Origin of the sequence: Kinneretia sp. DJ1R-11, from assembly GCF_025717595.1 — a bacterium.
Taxonomy (GTDB): Bacteria; Pseudomonadota; Gammaproteobacteria; order Burkholderiales; family Burkholderiaceae_C; genus Paucibacter_A.
The window spans coordinates 103,565-126,203 of the sequence record NZ_JAJIRR010000014.1; the positions used below are offsets into that span (position 1 = coordinate 103,565).

Consider the following 22,639-nt stretch of genomic DNA (forward strand, 5'->3'; position numbering starts at 1 on the left):
CCGCCACCATGCACAGCAGTGAAGCCTGGATGCTCGGCAGCTACCGCCGACTTGACCTGCTCGAGGTTCCGGCGTTCCGGCTCGCGCCCCAAGCCGTGGCGGCGCTGCATCCGCTGCGCGGTGTGCGCCTGGCTTCGATTGCCGAGCTCGCCACCGACTGGCCGAGCCTGACCCTTCCTCTCGGTGAACATCTGGCCGGTGGCGCGGTGGCGGCCGTGCGGGCGACGCCTCTCGAGCGCCTGCTGGTGCTGCTGCGCCACCTGGCCAGCCCGCTGCGCTTTGAGCCACAGAACGTCTACGGTGTGCATCGCGGCGTGCCCTCGCCGCGTTGCCAGTACCCGCTGCGGCTTATGCTGCTGTCGCGGGCGGCCGGCGGGCCGCGCTTGTGGCGCTATCTGCCCGAGCACCATGCGCTTGAGGACCTCGGCCTGCATCCCGCCTGGCAGGCTTCGCTCGGAGACGACGAGCTCGCCGTGGTCGGTGTCGCCCGCTTCTGGGCGCTGGCAGACAAATACGGCGAATTCGCACCTTACCCGACCATGCTCGAGGCGGGCATGGCCCAGGCGCAGCTCTTGCACCTGGGCTCGGCCCTGGGCTGGCAGGGCGCAGCGCTGCCGGAGTCGGAGCTGCCCGGCGCGGCCGTGCTCGGCGCCTACGAAGTCGGCGCCTATGGCTGGCGCGGTGCCGCCGGCGGCGTGGCCGAAGACCTGGAGCGCCTGCCGCGGCGCGAGCTGCGCGTCGCGGACGAATGGCCGAGTGCCGGCCTCGAGGAACGCTTTCCACGTCTTGCGCCGCTGAGCGAGGTGTTCGCACCGGCCGGCGATGCCGGGCCGGTTCCGTTCTCGGAACTGGCGACCGACGCAGCAGCTGCAGCGGTCTCGGCCGGCTCGGCCGATCTGTTTGCACTGATGCGCACGCGCCACTCGGGCAACGATGCGGTCGGTATGGCGCCCTTGTTGCGTCCGCTGCCGACCGGCAGCCGTGCCTTGCTGCTGGCGCGCTGGCGCGCATTGACGGCGCGCCGGGGCAGGGTCGCCGGCGAGGCTGAGCTCAGCGCCGTCTGTGCCTGGCTCGATGCCGATGCGCCGGGCGTTTATGACCTGGCCGGCGAGCCGCTGCCGGCCCCGGCCGGCCGCCTCGACGACTTGCTGCAACGCTCGCTGCCGCGCGCTGACATGCGCTGGTCGATGGCGCCGTTCAAGGCGGCGTTCTTCCTCTGTGTCGACCCCGTGCGCACGCGCGCTGCCCATGGCGAAGCGGGTCTGCGCCGTCTGCATCTCGCTGCCGGCGCGGCGGCCCAGGACCTGAGCCTGGCCGCGGCCTCGCTCGGTTTGTTCGCACGGCCGATGCGCATGTTGCGAGAGCCCGTGCTCGAGCGCGGGCTCTCGCTGCCCGGCCTGCCGGTTTACCAGGTGCTCTGCGGACTCAACCGCAGCACCAATCTTTCATGGGAGCTGCTGTGAACGAATCGAACGCCCCGCGTGTTGCCGCCGACTGGTACGCGCTTCATATCCATCTGTCCGAGCCCGTGCTCGCCGCACGTTTCGTCAGCGAGTGGGTGCAACCGCGCGTCCGTGCGATGCAGGAGGCCGGCCGCATCGGCGGCTGGTTCTATCTGAACTACTGGGATGGCGGCCCGCATCTGCGCGTGCGTGTGCGCGGTCTCGACGCCTTGGGCCGCGAGCAATGGCTGGCCGAGGTGCGCGGCGCCGTCGCGGACTGGCGCGCCCCGACTCCGCCGACGCGCGAGTCTTTCTACGGTGCCCATGGCTTCGACGGCCAGCCGGTCGACGTCGCCAAGCTCGAATGGTTTGACGAGGGCACGGTGCGGGTCGTCGACTACGAGCCCGAGTACCAGCGCTACGGCGGGCCGCAGGCGCTCGTGCTGGCCGAGCAGATGTTCGAGCAGACCAGCACGCTGAGCTGCGCTCTCTTGCGCGCGAGCGCGACGCGACTGTCCTTGCGCCTGGCGCAAGCGCTCAAGCTGATGCCGCTCTACGCGCGGGCTCTGCATGGCGACGATCTGGGGGCCGCGCGCCGCTTCTTTGCCGACTACGCCACGTTCTGGGCGGCCTACTCAGCCGGCACGCGGGCCTTGGCGGACCTGCTCGGCCAAAGCGCGGTCCGGGCCGTGCCGACCGAGCAGCTGCTTGTCAGCCTCGGCGCCGCTCCGGGCGAGCTGGACAGCGTCTCGGCGCGTCTGCTCGAAGCCTTGCAGCGCCATGTCGCCGGGCTGCGCCGGCTGCACGCCGAGGGCCAGCTGATCTGCCCCTACAACGGCCGCGTCATCGACGGGCACGAGCTGCTGCAGGCCAGCCTGACCGGCATCCTGACTTCGCAGATGCATATGCACAACAACCGGCTGGGCCTGGTGCCGGGCCAGGAATTGATGCTCGCGCGCCAGGTCGCCGCTGCTGCTGCTGCTGCTGCTGGCGCGCTCGCACCGGCCGCCGGCGCGGAGCTGCTGTCGTGAACGAGCTGCTTTTGGCCTGGGAACAGCTGCCGCGCCAGCGCGCGCGCAGCCTCATGCTGGTGCTGACCGTGGCGCTGGCCTTCCTCGTCTTCGGCGTGCTGGGCGCCTTGCGTCATTCGCTCGAGGGCGGCTCGCGCGACCCGGCCGGTGCGCGCCTGGTGGTGTCGCATGTGGCGGGCTTGATGGAGTCACTTCCCCTGGCTCATGCCGCGCGCGTGCAGGCGCTGCCCGGCGTCGATGCAGTCGGCCATGTGACCTGGCTGGGCGCCTACTACCGCAGCGAGCGTGAGATGCCGCCGGCTTTCGCGGTCGAGCCGGCCGCCTGGCTGCGCCAGCATCCCGAGATGCTGCTTGACGAGGCCGCGCGCCAGGCCTTCCTGAGTCAGAAGGACAGCATTCTGGTCAGTCGCGGCCTGGCTCAGAAGTACGGCTGGGCCGTGGGCGACATCGTGCCGCTCGGCAGCATCCTCTACCCGGCACCGGCCGGCGAGCGTGCCTGGCGCTTCCGTGTCGCCGGCATCTTCGGTGGCAGCGACGAGCATGGTGCGCGCAACTACCTGATCGGCCATTACGACTTTCTCAATTCGCAGCGACCGATGTGGCGCGATACCGTCGGCACGCTGATGGTGACGGCCAAGCCCGGCACCGACCTGCAGGCGCTGGCGCAGCAGATCGATGCTGACTTTCTGAACTCGACGGCGCCGACCTCGACAACCACCGACCAGGCCTTCCAGCTGGAGTTCCTGGCCCAGTTCGGCAATGTCGCGGCAGCCATCCAGCTGATCATCGGCGCCGCCTTTGTCTCGCTGGTGATCGTCATCTCGGGCACGGCCGCGCTGGCCGTGCGCCAGGCGACACGTGACATCGGCGTGCTCAAGGTGCTCGGCTATGGGCCGGCGCGTGTGCTGCGCCTGGTGATGCTGCAGACCGCCACGCCGCTGGCGCTCGGTGGACTGCTCGGCCTGGCGCTGTCGGCGCTGGCCAATCAGCAGCTGACCAGTCGCATGCCGCAATTTCTGCCCGAGCTGCTCTTGCCGCTGCCGGTGCTGCTGCAGGGCCTCGGACTGATCGTCTTACTGGCCCTGATCACGACCGCGCTGCCGGCGCTGCTGGCTCTGCGCATCCGCCCGGTCGAGGCATTCACCGTCGAGCAGGCCTGAGGAGATCCCCCATGAAGCAAGCCACCTGGACCGACCTGCTGCGCCAATGCCGCGCGCTCGCGCCGGTCAGCCTCGCGAGTGTGCGCCACAGCCCCTGGAGCAGCACGGCGATCGTCTGCTGCGTGATGCTGTCGGTGCTGATGCTGCTGGCCTTTCTCGCCATGGCGAGCGGCTATGAGCGCCAGCTCAGCAGCCGCGGCCAGCCTGATGTGGCGCTGGTGCTGGCGCGTGAGGCCACGGCCGAGGCCGGCAGCCGCTTGAGCCGCGAGCAGATCGAGGCGATCGCGCGCATTGATACGGCGGCCCGGCAGTCGCCCGAACTGGCGCTGACCGTCAGCCTGCCGCGTCAGGACGCCGGCCGCATGAGCCTCAATCTACGTGGCATGGCCGCCGCCGGGATGGAGCTGCGGCCGGGTTTCCGCCTCGTGGCCGGCCGCCTGTTCGCGCCGGGCCGCAACGAGCTGATCGTCGGCCACCGGCTCGCTGAGGAGCTGCGCGGTGTGGCGATCGGCGAGACGCTGCGGCTGATGGGGCGCGACTGGACCGTCGTCGGCCATTTCGCACTCGATGGCGCGGTGTTCGAGGGGGAGCTCTGGGCCGAACTCGGTGCGGTGCAGGGCAGCTATGGCCGTGACAACCAGTTCCAGTCGGTGCGCGTGCAGCTGCCCAGCAGCGACACGGCGGCCGCGCTCGACGCGCTCAACGCCCGGCTCGCCACCGACCCCGAGCTTCAGCTGACCGCGCTGACCGAGCGCGAGTTCTTCGCGCGCCAGGCCGAGGGCACGAGCCGCTTGATCGGCTACCTGGCCTGGCCTTTGTCCGCTGTGCTGGCGATCGGCACGGTGGCCGGCTGCTTCACGACCATGTCCATGGCCGTGCAGGCGCGGCGCCGCAGCTTGCGCGCCTTGCATCAGCTCGGCTATGGCGCGCCGGCCGTGTTCTTCAGCGTGCTGTTCGAGTCGCTGCTGCTGGCCCTGGCCGGCGCTCTGCTCGCCTTGGGTCTGGGCTGGCTGCTGTTCGACGGCATGCACGGCACCGGCATGGCGGCCGGCATGACCAGCATGCGCTACGAATGGCAGCTCGACGCCGGCAACGCGCTGCAGGCCCTGGCCCTCGCGCTGGCGATCGGCCTGCTCGGTGGCGCCGTGCCCGCCTGGCGCAGTCTCAACATCAAACAGGGAGCGCTCGCATGAGCCAGATTCAGGATCACGAAGACCGGCTGCAGGAGCGCCGTCTCTTGCTGCGCCAACTGGGCCAGAACCTTGGCGGCACGCCGCCGGCTGCGTCCGCGCGCTCTGTGCCGCGCTGGGCCCTGGCCTCCGGCAGCCTGCTGCTCTTGGCGGCTGCGGGCCTGGCCCTGCAGGCTTGGCGCGACAGCGCGCCGGCCCTGGTGCCGGCCGCCGTGGCCGCCGCACCTTTGGCCGCGCCCACAGCGCCAAGCGCGTCGGCAACGGTGGCGGCGCCGCTGGGCGGCGATATCAAGCTCGAAGTCTCGGGAACGATCAGCGCCGCTCGCGTCGCCACGGTGTCGCCGCGCACCATGGGTCAGCTGGTCGAGACGCTCAGCGACGAGGGCGCACGCGTGCAGCGAGGCCAGCTGCTGGCTCGGCTCGACGACCGCCAGGCCCGCATCGACTTTGCCCTGGGCCAGGCCCAGCTTGGCGCAGCGGCCGCCAATGTCCACAGCGCTGAAGCCGCTTTGCGCGAAGTGCAGCGCAGCTTGCAACGCGAGCAGGGCTTGTTTGAGCAACAGTTCAGCAGCGCCGCGCGGCTGAGCAGCGCCCAGGCGGCGGTCGAAACGGCCCAGGCCGCGCTCGGCGGCGCGCGTGCGGCGCAGCAGGTGGCGGCACTGCAGGTCCAGCGCCTGCAGCAGGCGCTGGAGGACCTGCTGGTGCGTGCGCCCTTCGACGGCGTCGTGCAGGCGCGCAATGCCCAGACCGGCGAGTTCGTCGCCCCCGGCAGCGCCGGCGGTGGCTACACCCGCACGGGCGTCTTCACCATCGTCGACATGGACTCGCTTGAGATCGTCGTCGATGTCAACGAGCAGCACATTCACAAGGTCCATCCGGGCCAGCGTGTCGCCGCCGAGCTCTATTCGCAGCGCTTGCGGCTGGAGGGTCAGGTCTTGCGCATCATGCCCAGCGCCGACCGCGCCAAGGCGACGGTGCGGGTGCGCATCCGCCTGGACACGCGCGATCCGCAGATCCTGCCCGATATGGCCGTCAAGGTCGCCTTTCTCTGAAACAGCAGCCATGGAGTCACCCATGAATGATCAAGCTCTGTTCCGCCTGCGTGGCGTGCGCAAGGCCTACCGACGCGAGCACGAGGCCGTGCAGATTTTTGATGGTCTGGACATGGACATCGCGCGTGGCAGCTTCCTCGCCGTGATGGGCCCGTCCGGCTCGGGCAAGACCACCTTGCTGAATCTGCTGGCCGGCGTCGACCGGCCCGACAGCGGCGAGCTGTGGTTCGGCGACCAGCGCATCGACCGCTGCAGCGAGGCACAGCTGTCGGCCTGGCGCGCCCGCCATGTTGGCTTCGTGTTTCAGCACTACAACCTGCTGCCCATGCTGAGCGTGGCGCGCAATGTCGAGCTGCCCCTGCTGCTGACCGGGCTGCCGGCCGCCGAGCGCCAGCGCCGCGTCGATCTGGCGCTGCAGCTGGTCGGCATCGCCCATTGCCAGCGGCGGCTGCCGGCGCAGCTCTCGGGCGGGCAGCAGCAGCGCGTCGGCATCGCACGTGCAATCGTGGCCGACAGCGAGCTGATCGTCTGTGATGAGCCCACCGGCAACCTCGACCGGCAGACTTCGGTCGAGGTGCTCGACACCTTGCAGCTGCTCAACGAGGAGTTCGGCAAGACCATCGTGATGGTCACCCACGATCCACGCGCGGCCGAGCGCGCTGGCGAATGCCGCACGCTCGACAAAGGCCGTTTTGTCTCCGCTGCGGAGGCCGCTCATGCTTGAGACCGTTCAGCCCCTGCGCCTCGCGCCGGGTCTGTCGAGCCAGCTGCTGGCGCTTGCGCGCGAGGCCTATCCGCGCGAGGTGTGCGGCGTGCTGCTCGCCCCGGCCGATGCTGGCGAGCACGCGTCTATCGACAGCGTGTGTGCGCTGCCCAATCGCGCCCGCGACGCCGGCGTCTGCTTCGAGATTGCCGCCGCCGATCTGGCGCGCGCCGGGCAGGGCGCACGCCGCCGCGGCCAGGCGATCCAGGGTTTCTTTCACAGCCACCCCGACGGCGATGCGCGGCCGTCCCCGGCCGACCTGGCTGGCTGTCCGCCCTGGGACGGCTATGCGCAGCTGATCGTGAGCCTGCCGATTGGCCGCGGACCCGAGATCCGCGCCTACGGCGTTGCACCCCATGGCTGGTTCGACCGGCCCCTGATCGGAGATTGAAATGGCGATTGTCTACATCCCCACCCCGCTGGCCCGCCATGTCGAGGGCCAGGCACGACTCAGTGTTGCCGGCGCCGACGTGCGGTCGGCCTTGCTCGCCCTCGTCGAAGGTCGTCCCGGCCTGCGCGAAGCACTGTTCGACGGGCAGGGCGCCCTGCGCCGCTACGTCAACCTGTTCGTCAACGACGAGGACATGCGCGGCCTGGACGGTTTGCAGACGCCGCTGGGCGAGCGCGACCGTCTCGAGATCCTGCCGGCCATTGCCGGCGGCATCAGCTACCCGGACTGGCTGCGCAATCTGCAGCAGAACGTGCCCCAGCTCGATGTCGCGGCCCTGCAGCAGCAACTGGCCGACGGCCCCGCACCGCGCCTGCTCGATGTGCGCAGCAGCGAGGAATGGGCGCAGGGTCATCTTCAGGGAGCGGTCCACATCGATCGCGGCTTCCTTGAAATCAAGGTCGAGACGGAATTGCCTGATCGCGATGCGCCCCTGGTCGTCTACTGCGAGCGCGGTTCGCGTTCCCTGTTCGCGGCCCAGGCATTGAGCTTGCTCGGCTACACCCGGGTCAGCAGCCTGGACGGAGGCCTCAAGGCCTGGAAGGACGCGGGCGGCGCCATCGCCGTGCCGCAGACGCTGGCAGCGGCCGAGCGGCGTCGCTATCTGCGCCACCTCGCGATCCCCGAAGTCGGTGAAGCGGGCCAACTGAAGCTGCGCGAGGCGCGTGTGCTGTGCATCGGCGCCGGCGGACTCGGCAGCCCGGCCGCGCTCTACCTGGCCGCGGCCGGCATCGGCCGGCTCGGACTGGTCGACAGCGATGTGGTCGACGAGTCAAATCTGCAGCGCCAGATTCTCCACACGCAGGACCGCGTCGGCATGGCCAAGACGGCCAGCGCGCGCATCGCGTTGTTGGCCCTGAACCCGGCCATCGATGTCGTCGAGCATTGCGAGCGCCTGAGCGCGGCCAATGCGCAGCAGCTGCTCGAGGGCTATGACCTGGTCGTCGACGGCTCGGACAACTTCGCCACGCGCTACTTGCTCAATGATGCCTGCGTGCTGCAGCGCAAGCCCATGGTCCATGGCTCGGTGTTTCGCTTCGAAGGCCAGGTCAGTGTCTTCCATCCGGGGCGCGGGCCTTGCTATCGCTGCTTGCATCCGGAGCCGCCGCCGCCCGAGCTCGCACCGTCCTGCGCCGAGGCCGGCGTGCTGGGCGTTTTGCCTGGCGTGATCGGCGTGTTGCAGGCGACCGAGGCGATCAAACTGATTCTGGGGCTCGGCGAGCCGCTGATCGGCCGCGCGCTGCGCTATGACGCGCTGGCGGGTGCCTTCCGAACCTTGCGATTTGGCAGCGATCCGACCTGCGGTTGCGCCGACGGACATGCCCATGAACTGGTCGATATGCCGGCGCCGGCCTGCGCGCTCGGCGGCCGTTGAGGAGTTCACCATGCGACTGTTTGGACAGGATTGGAGCCAGCCCAAGGGACATCAGCGCGGCACGCACCGAAGCTGCAGCCCGCAGGAGACGCTGGCGCGTTTGCGGCCGCTGGCGCGGCCGCTGGGCATCACGCGACTCGCCAATCTGACCGGGCTCGACGTGATCGGCATGCCAGTCTGGGCGGCGTTGCGGCCCAATGCACGCGGCCTGTCCTCGGCGCAGGGCAAGGGGCTGGACGCCGACTGTGCCAAGGTGTCGGCGCTGATGGAGGCGATTGAATGCTGGCATGCCGAGCACATCAAGCTGCCCTTGCGCTGCGAGACTGCGCGCATGCTGGCGCGGCACGAAGCCGTTGCCGCGCTGGCCGGCCTGGCCGGCTTTGTGGCGCCGGAACAGCTGTTCGACAGCGCGCAGAACTGGTTGCAGGCCGATGATCTCCTGTCCGGCGCGTCCTGCTGGCTGCCCTACGACGCTGTCAGCACCAATTACGCCGCACCGGCGCATTCGGGCTTGCTGCAGTCCAGCAATGGGCTTGCGGGCGGCAACCATGTGCTTGAAGCCACCAGCCATGCGCTGACCGAGCTGATCGAACGCGATGCCGTGGCGATCGGCGACGCGGCGATGCGCAGTGCCGATGCGCCGATACGAATCCGCCCCGAGACCGTCGATGACCCGCATTGCCGTCAGGTGCTGGCGCTGCTCGAGCGGGCCGACGTGCGCGTGGCCTTGTTCGATCTGCGCTCCGACCTCGGCATTCCCGTGTGCGGCGCCACCATCGTCGATGGCCCCGGCCAGCGGGCCTGGCGCACGCTGCCGGCCTTCAGCGGCTATGGCTGCCACCTGTCGCCGCAGATCGCGCTGCTGCGCGCCTTGACCGAGGCGGTGCAGAGCCGGCTCACCCACATCAGCGGCACGCGCGACGACATCAGCCCCGGCGACTACCGGCGCGGCGGCAATCCCGACGAACTGGACACGCTGTGCGCGCGCCTCGACGCTCAAGCGGCCGCTGTCGACTTCGCGACGCTGCCCGATCTGGCGACCGAGAGCTTCGAGGGCGATGTGTCGCTGCTGCTCGAACGCCTGCGCGGCGCCGGGCTCGAGCAGGTGCTGGTGGCGGACCTGCGCCGTCCCGAGCTCGGCGTCGCCGTCGTCCGCGCCGTGGTGCCCGGCTTGGCAGCACCGACATCGATGCTGCGCACCCAGGGCCTGCGCCAGCAGCGCCGTTCCAACGCCCAACCTTGGCATGCCAAGGTTTCGACCGCCACCCGGGAGGCCGCATGAGGATCTTTGTTTTTCTCGGCCCGAGCTTGCCACTGGCGCGCGCGCGCACGCTGCTGCCCGAGGCGATATTTCTTCCACCCGTCGCGGTCGGCGATCTGCACCGCCTGGTCGAGCGCGAGGCGCGCCACGGTGACGTGATTGCGATCATCGACGGTGTGTTCGAGCAGGTCGGCGCGGTCTGGCACAAGGAGGTGCTGCATGCGCTGGAGCAAGGCGTCGAGGTCGTCGGCGCCTCGAGCATGGGCGCGCTGCGCGCCGTCGAGCTCGACTTCTATGGCATGCGCGGCCACGGCCGGGTGTACCAGGCCTTCGCCAGCGGCGAGCTCGAAGACGACGATGAGGTCGCAGTCGCCCATGCGACGGCGGAGCAGGGCTTTCGCTCCTTGTCGATGGCGATGGTCTCGATTCGCCTGCGTCTGGCCGACTTGTGCGCCTCAGGGGCACTGAGCGCGGATGATGCTCAAGCCTTGGTCGATGCCGCCAAGGCATTGCATTATGGTTCGCGCTGCTGGCCCGCGGTTCTTGAAGAAGCGGCCGCTCACGGGCTGCCGGCCGAGGCGCTCGCCGCGCTGCGCGCACAAGGCGCTCGGCCCGACGCCAAGGCCGAGGATGCGGCCAGCCTGCTGGAGCTGCTCGCGCGCGGCGATCTGCCGCCGCAGGCCGGCACGCCGGAGCCCTTCCGGGTCGAGCGTACCGTGTTCTGGCAGGCGCTGGTGCAGCACAACGCGCTGCGCGGCGACGCCGGCCACAGCGATGGGGACCTGGCGGTGCTGCGCCATGTGCGTGCGCTTGATCCGCAGCGCAAAGCGCTGCTGGCCCAGGCCAAGCTGCTGCGCCAGGCGGCGCTGTGGGGCGGCGCGAGCTCGGCCGAGCAACGTCGCGCTGCTGCGCTGCGGCTGGCGCGCGAACGCGGTCTGCGCAGCAATGCCGAGCTTGCAGCCTGGCGCGCTGAGCAAGGTCTCGACGACCTGGCCTGGCAGCGTGCGCTCGACCTGCTGGCGCGCGAGCAAGACCTGAGCCCAGCGCAGCCGCATGCACTCGACGGCTATCTCCTACAGGCCCTGCGCTTGAGTGGCCGCTATGGCGAACTGGCCGCCCATGTGCAGCGCAAGCAGGCGCTGCTGGCCGAGCGCGGCATCGCCAAGCCGACGCTCGCCGCCGCAGGCATTGAAATTGAAACGCTTTGTCACTGGTACGAGAAACATCACGGTCCCATGCCGACGCGGCCCGATGAGTATGCGAGGGAGCTCGGCTTCGAGTCGCTGCGAGACTGGGTCGGGGAACTGCTGATCGAAGCCTTGGGTAGAGGCGAATGGGAGCTTTGGCAAGCGGCAGGCCGCTCGATTCGGGAAACCGAGCATGCAGACATTGACAGTTGAGCCCACCCCACCAGTCCGGGCACAGTGCGTCCATCCTGAACGCAACCCCCCGGGAGTCTCCAGTGAACTTCGTCTGCTCCACCAGCCAAGATCTCGCCCCCGCCCTCTATGACGAACTGGCGAGTTTTCGCTATCAGGTCTTTGTCGAAAGGCTAGGCTGGGAGTTGCCAGCCCGACCCGGTTGCGAGCGCGACCAGTTCGATCGCCCCGACACCATCCATGTCGTCGCCCGTGCTGAATCGGGTGCCGTGATCGGCTGCGGCCGCCTGCTGCCCACGACTGAAACCTATCTGCTCGAAGGCGTGTTCCCGCATCTGCTCAATGGCCTGCCGGTGCCACGCAGCGAGCAGATCTGGGAGCTGTCGCGCTTCGCCATCATGGAGCAGGAACGCGGCGTCGGCACCGAGCGCTTTCTGGCCGAGCGTGTGTTGCTGACGGCGCTGCGCTTCTGCGCTGCACGTGGCGTCACCCATTTGCTGGCCGTGTCGACCTTGCCGGTCGAGCGCCTGATGCAGCGCGCTGGCGTGGAACTGCAGCGTCTGGGCCCACCGATGATTGTCGGCGGCCAGCCAGTGCTGGCGTTTGTGATCGGCGTCAACGAACGTTCGATCGACGCGCTGGCGTCCTACGAGTCGGCAGCACTGGCCGGCGCTGAGCGGCCCAACCCGCCGCGCCATGACGGTTCAGCCTTGCTTGGTCATCTTGCCGCCGCGGCAGCCTCGGAGGCTGCGACGGTGCATTGATAATGCGGTATTCATTTCCGCCAACCTCGGGTCGGCCATCGCGCCGCAGCCCAACTTTGAAGTCATAAGACCAATGCTCGATGTCTATGTGCGCCTGTCCGTGAAGGAAGCCGAGCGGCTCGCTCCCCGGCATCTCTACTCGGCGCTCGACGACGACGCACCCTGCGATATGGCGACACCGACGCTGCAGGGCGTGACCGAGTGGGTGGCTGACGGCCCCCGAGCGCTGAGCTTCGGCTGGGACTGGAGCGCCCCCATTGACATCGGGCTGGTTGCACACTGGAGCAGCTTGCGCACCAATCTGATGCTGGTCGACGAGTCGGGTGCCGACCTCGATGCCGAAGCCACGCGTGCCTGCGTCGCTCGCGTCATGGAGCGCGGCGGCTGGCAGCGTGAGGTCGTGCGAATTCTCGATCTGTCGAGCGCGGCCTGAGCGGCTCGCTCAGCTCACCAGATCAGGCCGAGCATGGCCGCGCGGACGGCCGCGCTGGTCTTGTTGCAGGCGCCCAGCTTGGCGACCGCCGTATTGACATGGAAGTTCACGGTGCGCTCTGAAATGTCCATGATGGAGGCGATTTCGGCCGAGGTCTTGCCCTCGGCGGTCCAGCGCAGCACGTCGACCTCGCGCGGGCTCAAGGCGACCTGCGGTGGCGCCCCCGGACCTTCGTCGCAACTGGCTTGCATCGAGACATGGGCGGCATAGACCAGCCATTGCAATCTCGGTGCCTTCTCGGCCAGTTCGTCCGGCGTCAGCGGCGGTTCGCTGCGGGCCAGCACGAGCATGCTGTAAGTGCCTTCGGCGTCGCGGCGTGACTGTGCCCAGCCGTGGCGCAGGCCGAAGGATTGCGCCTCGGCCCAGAGCTCGGGTGTTTGCGCGAAGAATTCATCGTTCCAGACGACCGGCTTTGAAGAGCGCATGCCATGCGCGACGGTCGGGTCGCACTCGATGTAGTTCTTCTCCTGATAGCGCTGCAGCCAGGCCGGTGGGTAGTTGCTGTAGAAGGTTGTCAGTGGCTTGGTGATGGGCAGCGGCATGCGCATGCCGTGCACTGCATAGTCGAAGCCGAGTTCGCGCGCCTGCTCCGCGATCATGGCGAAGCAGTCTTCCGGACTGGCCGCCTTGAACGGTGGTGTTGACGATTCCTGTACCGACCCGATGCTCACGAAGCTCTCCTGTTCTGGATGCAGGCGGGAGTCTACGCGCTGAAGATGTTGTGCGATGTGCCGCGGTCGAAGCACTCGCCTAGTGGAAACCCGCGAGATGGCCTTGCAGGCTTTGACAGTTGTGGCGTGGCGGCGTGCTCAGCATAGTTGGGCCATCCACCCGGCCCACCGCCTCACATGAACGCCTCGACTCTCACCGCCACATCCTTCGTCAGCCGCTGCCGCTATCGCCTGCAGCCCCAAGTCGCTGTCGACTTTGGCGACGGGGGGGCTCTCTTGCGCTGCCGCGGCGCACGCCCGCTGCGCATGGGCGATCCGGAATTGCTGGCGGCCTTGCGTGATCTGGCGGAGCCGGCCGATAGGGCTGTTCCACTGCCGGAGGCAACGGGACGCCGCCTGCTGGAGCTGGGCGCGGTCCAGCTCGAATGGACGCTGGATGCGCTCGGGGCCAGGGTGCTGCTGCGCGCCACGGTCGACGGCGCCCGGCTGCGCGCAGGGCCACCGCCAAGGCGCCATGCGCTGCATCCTGGCAGCTCGATGGACCGCGACGGCGACGGCCTGCGCGTGCGCAATCCGGGCTCGCCCTTCGAGCTGCGTCTGTACGGCGCCGGCCTCGGCGACGGTCATTTTGAGCGCGCAAGCGATGCGCCGGACGCCGCTGAGCAGCTGTGGCTGCAGGGCCTGGGCGAGCTCCTGTGGAGCGCGGGACTCAGCGACCTGCCCGAGGCGGTCGATACGACGGACTGGGACCTCGCCGACCGCCAGTTCCATATCGCTTCGCGCGGCCGTTCCGACGGCTTGCCGCGCGGCGCGACCTACCGGCGAGGCCCCAAGCTGCCGACCGTGCGTTCCCAGGCTGCCGTGGCGCCACAGCGGGCCCATCGCCGCGAGGATCTCGACCATCTGCAGGCGATCCATTTCGTGGACGTGCTGCGCCAGCGGCGCAGCATGCGCGGTGCCGCCGCGCCGCTGGCGCGGAGCGCGGTGGAACGACTGTTGCGCCTGAGCTTCGCCGACATCCTCGACGATTCCACTCGCGCCATGCCCTGCAAAGCACGCGCGTTTGCCTCGGCCGGCGGCATGCATGAGCTCGACGTCTATTTCGTCGCTGTCGACATTGAGGGCCTGGCGCCGGGCCTCCATCGTTTTTGCTGCGAGACCGGCACCTTGCTGCCCCAGTCCGCCCCACCGGAGCCGCTGCGGACCATGCTCGCCGAGGCGCGCAAGGCCTGGGGGGCTGACAACGGGGTGCCGCGCGGCCTGATCGTGCTGTGCGCCGACCTGCCCTTGATGACCTGGCGCTACGAAGCCATTGCCTATCGCCTGTCCCTGCTCAATGCCGGCCATGCGTCCATGGCGCTGTGCCAGCTCGGTGCGGCGCTCGGCATTGGCCTGTGTCCACTCGGCAGCGGCGACGCCGCCGCTTTTGCCGAGGCCAGTGGTTGGTCCGAATGGCAGTTGCCGGCCATCGCCGAAATAGCCATTGCGGGCGCCGTTCCACCCATCGGCGCAGCCGTCGCCACTCCGTTTCTTCACCCACCGAGAGCCACCCCATGATCACAAGCAAGAAAACCCGCCTGCTGCTCGCCGCCGCCTGTGCCGCGCTCGCCGCCCATGCCCTGCCGCCGGCAGCTGCTGCTGCCACCGACACCGCTGATGTGCAACTGGTGTTGACCGGCCTGCGCAACGGCGAAGGCCAGGTCGTGATTTCCCTGTGCACCGTCGAGGACAAGTTTCCGAGCGGCTGCCGTAAGTCGCAGACCGTCAAGGCCGAGGCCGGCGTCGTCAAGTATGTGTTCAAGGGCCTGCCCGCAGGCCAGTACGCGATCGCCGCCATTCATGATGAAGATAGCAATCAGCGCCTGACCATGTCGGCGGCCGGCTGGCCGGCCGAGGGTTTTGGCTTCAGCAACAACGCGATCAGCCGCTCCGGCGTGCCCGATTTCAAGGCCGCTGCGTTCGACGCCCGCGGCGAACGCACGGTCACCGTGCAGATGCGCTATATGCGCTGAAGGAGACTGCGATGTTTGCTTACCGTGTTTTGAGTCTGCAGATGCTGGCCGCACTGCTGGTCGGCTGGCTGCTCGCCCAGGCTTTGCACCAGCCTTTTGTGCCGGTGTTGGCCCTGGTTCTTGGCGGCACACTGGCCGGCGCCTTCGGGCGTTCGTTCGAGCGCTGGTGGTCCACGGCGCAGCGCTCACGCGTCGCCGGGCGCTATGTGGCCGGAGGGCTTCGGCTCCTCATCGGTTGTGCTGTGATCGTGCTGCTGGTGCTGATCCTGCGTGCTGCGCTGCTCAATTTGCACTGAACCTTGTCGCCGGCGGGACGGCGTGCGCTTGGGGTGGCTGGGCGAGGTCTTGAGGGCACAGCCCTAGACTCTCCACCCATGCCCCTCGCTACTGATCACGCCGTTTCACGCCTGCGCGCCGCCTGCCTCCTGCAGGATACGAACAACACCCGCCCTCGACTCGACCGCGGCGAGCCGCGCATTGAGCGCTGCGGGCGTTGCCGTCTGATCCCCAGCCATTGCATGTGTCATCTGCGCCCGGAGCTGAGCTTGGCGCCGGGGCAGCGCCCGGCGGCTGTCTGCCTGATCATGGCAGAGTTCGAGGCCCTGAAGCCCAGCAATACCGGCTGGCTGATTGCCGATGTACTGCCCGATACGCAGGCCTTTTCATGGTCGCGGGTGCGGGTGGAGCCTGGTCTGCTGGCCTTGCTGGCCGATCCGCAATGGCAGCCCTTTGTGGTGTTCCCGGGCGAATTCGCCGAGGGGCGCGAGGTGGTGACGGAGTTGGCGGCATTTCTGCCTGGGGCTGCTTCAGCCGCGGTCCTCAAGCGCCCCTTGTTTCTTCTGCTCGACGGCACCTGGTCCGAGGCACGCAAGATGTTCCGCAAAAGCCCGTACCTGGCGAATCTGCCGGTTCTGAGCCTGCAAGCCGAGCAGCTCTCGCGTTACCGCCTGCGCCGCTCCTCCCACGAGCACCATTTCTGCACCTCGGAAGTGGCGGCTCTGTGCCTGGCACTGGCTGGTGATGAGCATGCGGCGCAGACGCTGGAGGCTTACCTGGAGGTCTTCAGCAACCGTTACATCAGCGCCAAGCAAAGCGTGCCGGCGGACGAGGGCGACGAGGGGCATCAGCGCTTGCGGGCGCTGGCGGCGGTGCATAGGTCTCGCGCCTGACAATGCCGGATGGCCATGCAGCTCCGCACCAAGTTCATCCTCCTCGCCGTCCTGCCTCTGGTGGCCAGCCTCTTGCTGATCGCGCTGGCGGTGCGGCATCAGGAGCGCGAGCTGGTGCAGCGCGAACATGCGCTGGTGGAACGGGCCTATATGGAGGCGCGGCGGGCGGAGTTGAAGTCGTATGTGGCGCTGGCGGTCAGCACGGTGAAGCCGCTGTACGAGGCGCCGGGTGACCCGCTGGCGCAGCGGGCGCAGGCGCTGAAGCTGCTGGCCTCGCTGGACTATGGGCCGGACGGTTACTTCTTCGTCTACGACCTGGACGGCAACTCGCTGATGCACTCGCGCCAGCCTGAATTGGTTGGGCGCAATTTGTGGGACATGCGCGATCCCCAGGGCCGGCCGACCATCCAGGAGCTGATCGCGCAGGCGCGCCAGGGTGGCGGCTTTGTCGATTACCTCTGGCGTCGCCCGTCCAAGGGCCAGGTCGAGGCCAAGCTCGGCTATGTGGTGCCGCTCGATCGCTGGGGCTGGATGATTGGCACAGGGCTTTACCTCGGCGACCTGCATGCCACCATGGAACAGCTGGACGCCCAAGCCAGCAGCAATATCGCCACCACCTTGCTCTGGATCGCCGGCATCGCCGTCTTCGGTGTGGCCTTGATCAGCAGTACGGGGCTCTTGCTCAATGTCAGCGAGCACCGCATCGCCGATGCGAAATTGCGCCTGCTGGCCCACCAGGTGGTGCAGTCGCAAGAGGACGAGCGCGCCCACCTGGCGCGCGAGCTGCACGACGGCACCAGCCAGACCTTGGTGGCGACCAAGCTGCTGGTGGAATCGGCCGTGGATGCGCTGGAGGCCGGGCGGCCGCTGCCGGCACGCGTGCTGGCCACCGCGCTGGAGCGGCTCAAGACTTGTCTGGATGAGGTGCGGCGCATCTCGCACCGCCTGCGCCCGGCCATGCTGGACGACAGCCTGGGCCTGCCGGCCGCGCTGCAAGCCCTGGGCCGTGAGTTTGAGGATGATGGTGGTGCGGGTCTGGTGGAGGTGAGCGTGCAGGGCGAGCCGGTGGAGCTGCCCGAGCTGGTCAAGACCGTGCTGTTCCGCGTGGCGCAAGAAGCGCTAACCAATGCGGCCAAGCATGCGGCCGCTGCGCATCTGCAGCTGGACCTGAGCTTCGAGCCCGTTCGGGTGCGGCTGCGGATCAGCGATGATGGTGCCGGCTTTGACGAAGCCGCCGTGCAAGAGCATCCACGCCAGGGCATCGGCCTGCGCAATATGCGCGAGCGCCTGGCCTCCATCGGCGGGCGCTTGCAGATCCGCTCGCAGCCTGGCGCGGGCACTGAAGTCCGGGCCGAGGTGCCGCTGTTGCCTTCGAACTCCACTTCCACCGCCTCTGCATGAATTCAGTTCTCGTATCCGCTCCGATCCGCCTGGCCCTGGTGGACGACCACCCGCTGGTGCGCGACGGCCTGCGCCTGCGCCTGGGCGCGGTGCCGGAGTTCGCGGTGGTGGGCGAGGCCGGCGATGCGCGCGAGGCCCTGGCCTTGCTGGCGCATACGGCGGTGGACATCGTGCTGATGGATGTGGGTATGAAGGAGGTCAGCGGCATCGAGCTGGCCGCCGAGCTGCTGCAGCGACAGCCGGGCCTGCGCGTGCTGATGCTCAGCATGTACGACAACCCGGAGTATGTGCAGCGCGCCCTGCAGGCGGGCGCCCAGGGCTATGTGCTCAAGGATGCGCCAGCCAGCGAGATCGTGGCCGCCATCCAGGCCGTGGCGGGCGGGGGCACGTTTCTGAGCCCGGCCGTTTCGCGCCGCCTGTTCCGCGCGCAGACGCCCCGGCCCTTGCTCTCGCCGCGCGAAAGCGAGGTGCTGGCCGCGCTGGGCCGCGGCGAGTCGAGCAAGCAGATCGCCGCCGCCATGGACCTGAGCGTGCGCACAGTGGAGGCGCACCGGCAGAACATCAAGCGCAAGCTCAATCTCGACGGTCAGGCGGAGTTGATCAAGTATGCCGTCGAGCATGCCGCGCACGGGTGAACGGGTGAGTTGGAGCCCGGCGCTTCAAACCAGATCGTCAGGGTTGACCCTTAAGTGATGCCACGCGCTGCCGCGCGTGGTCTGACGGATGCGCGCGGCCGGCCGCTGGCCGAGACTGCGGCCACGCAGCGGTCCCCCTCGTTTTTCTTTCCTGCTTCTCTCTCTCGCTCCCACAACCAAGACCGCGCGGATCAGGAGACAAAACTCATGTCCTCGAACATCAGGCGCCACCTCGGGTGGCTTCTGGTCGCGGTGCTGGGCGCTTTTGCGCTGGCCACCGTGGCCCTGGGCCGCGGCGAAGCGGTCAGTGCTCTTTGGGTGGTGGTGGCCGCAATCTGCGTCTACCTGATCGCCTACCGCTACTACAGCCTCTTCATCGCCAGCCGCGTGCTGGAGCTGGACCCGCGGCGCCAAACGCCCGCCTGGCGGCACAACGACGGTCTGGACTATGTGCCGACCAACAAATACGTGCTCTACGGCCACCACTTCGCCGCCATCGCGGGCGCCGGCCCGCTGGTTGGCCCGGTGCTGGCCGCGCAGATGGGCTATCTGCCCGGCTTGCTGTGGCTGCTGGCCGGTGTGGTGTTCGCGGGCGCGGTGCAAGACTTCATCGTCCTCTTCATCAGCACCCGCCGCGACGGCCGCTCGCTGGGCGATCTGGTCAAGCAGGAGATGGGCTTGGTGCCGGGTCTGATTGCGCTGTTCGGCGCCTTCATGATCATGATCATCATCCTGGCCGTGCTGGCGCTGATCGTGGTCAAGGCCCTGGCGCATTCGCCCTGGGGCACCTTCACCGTGGCGGCCACCATCCCCGTGGCGCTGTTCATGGGTGTCTACCTGCGCTATCTGCGCCCGGGCCGCATCGGCGAGATTTCCATCATCGGCTTTGTGCTGCTGATGCTGTCCATCGTCGGCGGCCAGTGGGTGCATGAGAGCCCGGTCTGGGGCCCGATGTTCACCTTCGAGGGCACGACGCTGACCTGGATGCTGATCGGCTACGGTTTCGTCGCCGCCTCCATCCCCGTCTGGCTGCTGCTGGCCCCGCGAGACTACCTGTCCACCTTCCTGAAGATCGGCACCATCGTGGCCCTGGCCATCGGCATCGTCTTCGTCGCACCGACGCTGCAGATGCCGGCCATCACCCAGTTCGCCGCCGGCGGCGGGCCGGTCTGGTCGGGGGATCTCTTCCCCTTCCTGTTCATCACCATCGCCTGCGGTGCCGTCTCGGGCTTCCATGCGCTGATCTCTTCGGGCACCACGCCCAAGATGCTGGAGAACGAAACCCATGCGCGCTTCATCGGCTACGGCGGCATGCTGGCCGAGAGCTTTGTGGCGGTGATGGCCCTGGTGGCAGCCTCCTGCATCGAGCCCGGCGTGTACTTCGCCATGAACAGCCCGGCCGCCTTGGTGGGCAAGACGCCCGAGGCCGTGGCCGCCACGCTCTCGACCTGGGGCTTTGTCATCACGCCCGAGATGTTGATCCAGACCGCCAAGGACGTGGGCGAGAACACCATCCTGGCGCGTGCCGGCGGTGCACCGACCCTGGCCGTGGGCATGGCGCAGATCCTGCACCAAGCCATCGGCGGCAAGGCCATGATGGCCTTCTGGTACCACTTTGCCATCCTGTTCGAGGCGCTCTTCATCCTGACCGCCGTGGACGCCGGCACCCGCGCTGGCCGCTTCATGCTGCAAGACCTGCTGGGCAGCTTCGTGCCCGCCCTCAAGCGCACCGATTCCCTGCCCGCCAACCTGATCGCCACCGCGCTGTGCGTTTCGGCTTGGGGCTACTTCCTCTACCAGGGCGTGGTCGATCCGCTGGGTGGCATCAACACCTTGTGGCCGCTGTTCGGCATCGCCAACCAGATGCTGGCCGCTGTGGCCCTGATGCTGGGCACCGTGGTGCTGTTCAAGATGAAGAAGCAGCGTTATGCCTGGGTGACGGCCTTGCCGGCCCTGTGGCTGCTGATCTGCACCATGACCGCCGGCTGGCTGAAGATCTTCTCGTCCGACGCCAAGGTGGGCTTCTTGGCGCATGCCAGCAAGTACAGCAAGGCCCTGGCTGAGGGCCAGCTGTTGGCCCCGGCCAAGACGCCCGAAGCCATGGGCCGCGTGGTCTTCAACGACCGCCTGGACGCCGCCCTGTGCGTGCTCTTCATGTTCGTGGTCATCAGCGTGCTGATCTACAGCGTGCGCGCCATCCTGGCCGCTCGCAATTCGGCCAAGCCCACGACGCAGGAAACGCCCTTCGTGGCGCTGGCTGCGGCGTCTTGATCCATGGCCGCCGCTGAGGACGTGATCGAACAGGCGCGCGAACTGCGCCAGCGTGTCGGCCAGGCTGGCCGCTACCTGGCCCAGGGCCTGCGCCTGATGGTCGGCTTCCCCGACTTCGACACCTACCGCGAACACATGGCCCGCACCCACCCGGACCAGCCGGCTATGACCTATGAGCAGTTCTTCCGCGAACGCCAGGCCGCTCGCTACGGCGGGGCGGATGGGCGGATGAGCCGCTGCTGTTGATGTGGCGGGTGGCTGCCGTCACAGAGCAGCCGCTGAAGGTCGGGTTTGTGCCAAGGGTCGCCGGGCGAGTGCTTCCGCTCATGTCCCTCGGCCCGCGCTCTGCGCGGACCTCCTACTTGACTTCGCTTCAGCACTCACCCGACACCCCTTGTCAGTTCAACCGGTGGGCGTCTTCGTCGAAAAGGCAAGGCCGTGCTGGATCGGGACGGCTGGGTGCTCTGCGAAGTGAAGTCAAGGAGGAGGCGCCCGATGCAGTCGGGCGACGGGGGACATGAACGGAGCAGAGTGCCCAGTCGGCCCGATCAACACCAAACCCATGGCCTGCTCTGTGCCACTTGCGGCCGTCAGCCTCAGACCTTCTTGCTGTTGAAGGCCTGCGTCACCAGTTGCTCCAACACGCCAGCGTCCACATCGGCCAGCCGCTTCAGGTAGACGCAGCCCTTGCCGCGCTTGTGCTTGCCCAGCGTTTCTAACAAGGGCTCGGCTTCGTCAAACCCTGTCAGGCCGTAGAGCGCGATGTCCGCTGCCCGAGAGGAAAAACCCACGGCGCAAATCTCACCGGTCTTGCCACCCGCCAGCGGGTAGCGGTGCAAGCCGAAGCCGACGATGGCGCTGCCCCACATCACCGGGGGCTCTCCGGTCGCGCGACGCATCAGCTCGTTCAGGGCCTGGCAGTCCGTGCGGCGCGCCGTGTCGGCAATGGTTTCCAGATAGTCGGCCGGCTCGGCCTGGGTGGCTTGGGTCTTGTTCTCGGTCATGGGGAACCTCGTATCGAACGTTGCGCCCATTTTCCGCGCTAGATTCGCCTCGGCACAGCCGTGGGCATGAACAAGTCCGCGGGCGATACCAGGGTCTGGCTGCCCTTGTGAAACAGCTGGCCTCCATGCCTGACGAAGTCCTCCAGCGTGCTGAAGGCTATTTGCAGGCTGTGCTGCATGGCTTGCCAAGAATCGACGCCGAACAGGCCGCGCGGAGGCTCGAACAAGTGCGTGATGCTGAGTCGGCAGGTCCAGTCGCCATCGGGCTGAGGCCTGGGCGCATCGATGCGGATGCGTATTTCGAAACGCTTGCCGGCGGCTTCTTTGGCGTCCAGTTGGCGTTCAATGAAGGGGTCCATGGGACGGTGGTTTGAAGTGGTGGCCGCAAAGATTGTCGTGCCGGCTGATGTGAGGCTCACCCGATACCTTTGTTCATCTCTGAGAATTCATGCCTCGCTGCCGAGCCCGCTCATCCGCCCTGTCATGTCCGCCACTGCCCCCACCTTTGTCTTTCGCGCCCAGGCCCTCCGCCTCTCCCATCCCGACCCCAATCAGCCGCCGTTGTTCGATGGCCTGAGCTTCGAGCTGCGCACTGGCCTGAGTTTGTTGCGCGGGGGTGATGGCCGGGGCAAGACGCGCTGCTTGCGGCTGATTGCGGGGCAGCTGGGCGCGCCGGCTTCGGGCCAGATCGAATGCAGCCTGGCTCTTGCAGACATCTTTTTCGAGAATCCGACCGACCCGGCGCTGGACGCCCAGTTGGCCTCGGCGTGGCTGAGCGGCCTGCGCCAGCACTATGCCGCCTGGCGCGCCGATCTGGAGCCGGCGCTGGTCGACGCCTTTGCGCTGGTGCCGCATCTGGACAAGCCGCTCTACATGCTCTCGGCCGGCAGCCGACGCAAACTGGGCCTCCTGGCTGCGGCCGTCTGCGGCGCCCGGCTGACTCTCCTGGACACGCCCTTCGCTGCGCTGGACGGGCGCTCCATCCGCGTCCTGGGCGAGCTCTTGCAAGAGGCCGCGCTGCAGCGCGAGCGCGCCTGGTTGCTGGCCGACTACGAACGGCCGGCTTGCCTGCAGGCCGTGGACTTGATGGCCGAGATCGATCTGGGCGATTGAGCGCG

The 22,639-nt window shown here is 68.2% G+C and carries 24 protein-coding genes; 21 read left to right on the top strand and 3 right to left on the bottom strand.

Going from position 1 to position 22,639, the window contains the following annotated elements:
• Window positions 1-8 precede the first annotated feature (8 nt).
• The 12 genes from LNV23_RS20065 (at window position 9) to LNV23_RS20120 (ending at window position 12,298) form a co-directional block, all read left to right on the top strand.
• Complete coding sequence (locus LNV23_RS20065) at window positions 9-1,463, top strand: nitroreductase family protein (protein WP_263564613.1); 1,455 nt, start codon at window positions 9-11, stop codon at window positions 1,461-1,463.
• On the top strand, window positions 1,448-2,473 hold the full coding sequence (locus LNV23_RS20070) for a lantibiotic dehydratase C-terminal domain-containing protein (RefSeq protein WP_263564614.1): 1,026 nt from the start codon (window positions 1,448-1,450) through the stop codon (window positions 2,471-2,473). The genes LNV23_RS20065 and LNV23_RS20070 overlap by 16 nt, the downstream gene beginning before the upstream one ends.
• Entirely contained in the window at window positions 2,470-3,633 is a 1,164-nt protein-coding gene (locus tag LNV23_RS20075) for an ABC transporter permease (RefSeq protein ID WP_263564615.1), read from the top strand. Before LNV23_RS20070 ends, LNV23_RS20075 begins: the two co-directional genes overlap by 4 nt.
• Window positions 3,634-3,644: 11 nt before the next feature.
• Window positions 3,645-4,826, top strand: coding sequence for an ABC transporter permease (locus LNV23_RS20080; protein ID WP_263564616.1), 1,182 nt, complete (start codon window positions 3,645-3,647; stop codon window positions 4,824-4,826).
• Window positions 4,823-5,875 carry an efflux RND transporter periplasmic adaptor subunit gene (locus tag LNV23_RS20085; RefSeq protein ID WP_263564617.1) on the top strand — a complete coding sequence of 351 codons (1,053 nt, stop codon included), beginning with the start codon at window positions 4,823-4,825 and terminating at the stop codon, window positions 5,873-5,875. Before LNV23_RS20080 ends, LNV23_RS20085 begins: the two co-directional genes overlap by 4 nt.
• A gap of 22 nt (window positions 5,876-5,897) precedes the next feature.
• Window positions 5,898-6,599 carry an ABC transporter ATP-binding protein gene (locus LNV23_RS20090; protein ID WP_263564618.1) on the top strand — a complete coding sequence of 234 codons (702 nt, stop codon included), beginning with the start codon at window positions 5,898-5,900 and terminating at the stop codon, window positions 6,597-6,599.
• Entirely contained in the window at window positions 6,592-7,029 is a 438-nt protein-coding gene (locus tag LNV23_RS20095) for a M67 family metallopeptidase (RefSeq protein WP_263564619.1), read from the top strand. The genes LNV23_RS20090 and LNV23_RS20095 overlap by 8 nt, the downstream gene beginning before the upstream one ends.
• Window position 7,030: 1 nt before the next feature.
• The gene (moeB, locus tag LNV23_RS20100) at window positions 7,031-8,461 is read left to right on the top strand and encodes a molybdopterin-synthase adenylyltransferase MoeB (RefSeq protein ID WP_263564620.1); all 1,431 of its coding nucleotides are present in this window, start codon (window positions 7,031-7,033) and stop codon (window positions 8,459-8,461) included.
• Between the two features lie 10 nt (window positions 8,462-8,471).
• A complete protein-coding gene (locus tag LNV23_RS20105; protein WP_263564621.1) occupies window positions 8,472-9,743 on the top strand; it encodes a YcaO-like family protein in 1,272 nt (423 codons plus the stop codon).
• Window positions 9,740-11,122 carry a TfuA-like protein gene (locus LNV23_RS20110; protein WP_263564622.1) on the top strand — a complete coding sequence of 461 codons (1,383 nt, stop codon included), beginning with the start codon at window positions 9,740-9,742 and terminating at the stop codon, window positions 11,120-11,122. The genes LNV23_RS20105 and LNV23_RS20110 overlap by 4 nt, the downstream gene beginning before the upstream one ends.
• 62 nt (window positions 11,123-11,184) lie before the next feature.
• Window positions 11,185-11,865, top strand: a complete 681-nt coding sequence (locus tag LNV23_RS20115) for an acyl-homoserine-lactone synthase (RefSeq protein ID WP_263564623.1) — start codon at window positions 11,185-11,187, stop codon at window positions 11,863-11,865.
• 73 nt (window positions 11,866-11,938) lie between these two features.
• Window positions 11,939-12,298, top strand: a complete 360-nt coding sequence (locus tag LNV23_RS20120) for a DUF4902 domain-containing protein (protein ID WP_263564624.1) — start codon at window positions 11,939-11,941, stop codon at window positions 12,296-12,298.
• Window positions 12,299-12,312: 14 nt separating this feature from the next.
• On the opposite strand, the gene LNV23_RS20125 is transcribed toward LNV23_RS20120, so the two are convergent.
• Window positions 12,313-13,029 carry an autoinducer binding domain-containing protein gene (locus LNV23_RS20125; RefSeq protein ID WP_263564625.1) on the bottom strand — a complete coding sequence of 239 codons (717 nt, stop codon included), beginning with the start codon at window positions 13,027-13,029 and terminating at the stop codon, window positions 12,313-12,315.
• A gap of 177 nt (window positions 13,030-13,206) precedes the next feature.
• On the opposite strand from LNV23_RS20125, the gene LNV23_RS20130 reads away from it, so the two are divergent.
• From LNV23_RS20130 to LNV23_RS20165, 8 genes are all read left to right on the top strand, one after another.
• Window positions 13,207-14,586, top strand: coding sequence for a nitroreductase family protein (locus LNV23_RS20130; protein WP_263564626.1), 1,380 nt, complete (start codon window positions 13,207-13,209; stop codon window positions 14,584-14,586).
• On the top strand, window positions 14,583-15,041 hold the full coding sequence (locus LNV23_RS20135; protein WP_263564627.1) for a DUF2141 domain-containing protein: 459 nt from the start codon (window positions 14,583-14,585) through the stop codon (window positions 15,039-15,041). The genes LNV23_RS20130 and LNV23_RS20135 overlap by 4 nt, the downstream gene beginning before the upstream one ends.
• 11 nt (window positions 15,042-15,052) lie before the next feature.
• A complete protein-coding gene (locus LNV23_RS20140) occupies window positions 15,053-15,337 on the top strand; it encodes a hypothetical protein (protein ID WP_263564628.1) in 285 nt (94 codons plus the stop codon).
• Window positions 15,338-15,415: 78 nt separating this feature from the next.
• On the top strand, window positions 15,416-16,210 hold the full coding sequence (locus LNV23_RS20145; RefSeq protein WP_263564629.1) for a tRNA-uridine aminocarboxypropyltransferase: 795 nt from the start codon (window positions 15,416-15,418) through the stop codon (window positions 16,208-16,210).
• A gap of 15 nt (window positions 16,211-16,225) precedes the next feature.
• A complete protein-coding gene (locus LNV23_RS20150; protein ID WP_263564630.1) occupies window positions 16,226-17,611 on the top strand; it encodes a cache domain-containing protein in 1,386 nt (461 codons plus the stop codon).
• On the top strand, window positions 17,608-18,246 hold the full coding sequence (locus LNV23_RS20155; RefSeq protein WP_263564631.1) for a response regulator: 639 nt from the start codon (window positions 17,608-17,610) through the stop codon (window positions 18,244-18,246). The genes LNV23_RS20150 and LNV23_RS20155 overlap by 4 nt, the downstream gene beginning before the upstream one ends.
• Window positions 18,247-18,453: 207 nt before the next feature.
• A complete protein-coding gene (locus LNV23_RS20160; RefSeq protein WP_263564632.1) occupies window positions 18,454-20,517 on the top strand; it encodes a carbon starvation CstA family protein in 2,064 nt (687 codons plus the stop codon).
• 42 nt (window positions 20,518-20,559) lie between these two features.
• A complete protein-coding gene (locus LNV23_RS20165; protein WP_102769604.1) occupies window positions 20,560-20,763 on the top strand; it encodes a YbdD/YjiX family protein in 204 nt (67 codons plus the stop codon).
• Window positions 20,764-21,113: 350 nt separating this feature from the next.
• On the opposite strand, the gene LNV23_RS20170 is transcribed toward LNV23_RS20165, so the two are convergent.
• Both LNV23_RS20170 and LNV23_RS20175 read right to left on the bottom strand, forming a co-directional pair.
• On the bottom strand, window positions 21,114-21,521 hold the full coding sequence (locus tag LNV23_RS20170) for a DUF1801 domain-containing protein (RefSeq protein ID WP_263564633.1): 408 nt from the start codon (window positions 21,519-21,521) through the stop codon (window positions 21,114-21,116).
• 38 nt (window positions 21,522-21,559) lie between these two features.
• Window positions 21,560-21,880, bottom strand: coding sequence for a DUF6968 family protein (locus LNV23_RS20175; RefSeq protein ID WP_263564634.1), 321 nt, complete (start codon window positions 21,878-21,880; stop codon window positions 21,560-21,562).
• 124 nt (window positions 21,881-22,004) lie between these two features.
• Here LNV23_RS20175 and LNV23_RS20180 point away from each other — a divergent pair, with 124 nt between their 5' ends.
• Complete coding sequence (locus LNV23_RS20180; RefSeq protein ID WP_263564635.1) at window positions 22,005-22,634, top strand: ABC transporter ATP-binding protein; 630 nt, start codon at window positions 22,005-22,007, stop codon at window positions 22,632-22,634.
• The last annotated feature ends 5 nt before the right edge of the window (window positions 22,635-22,639 follow it).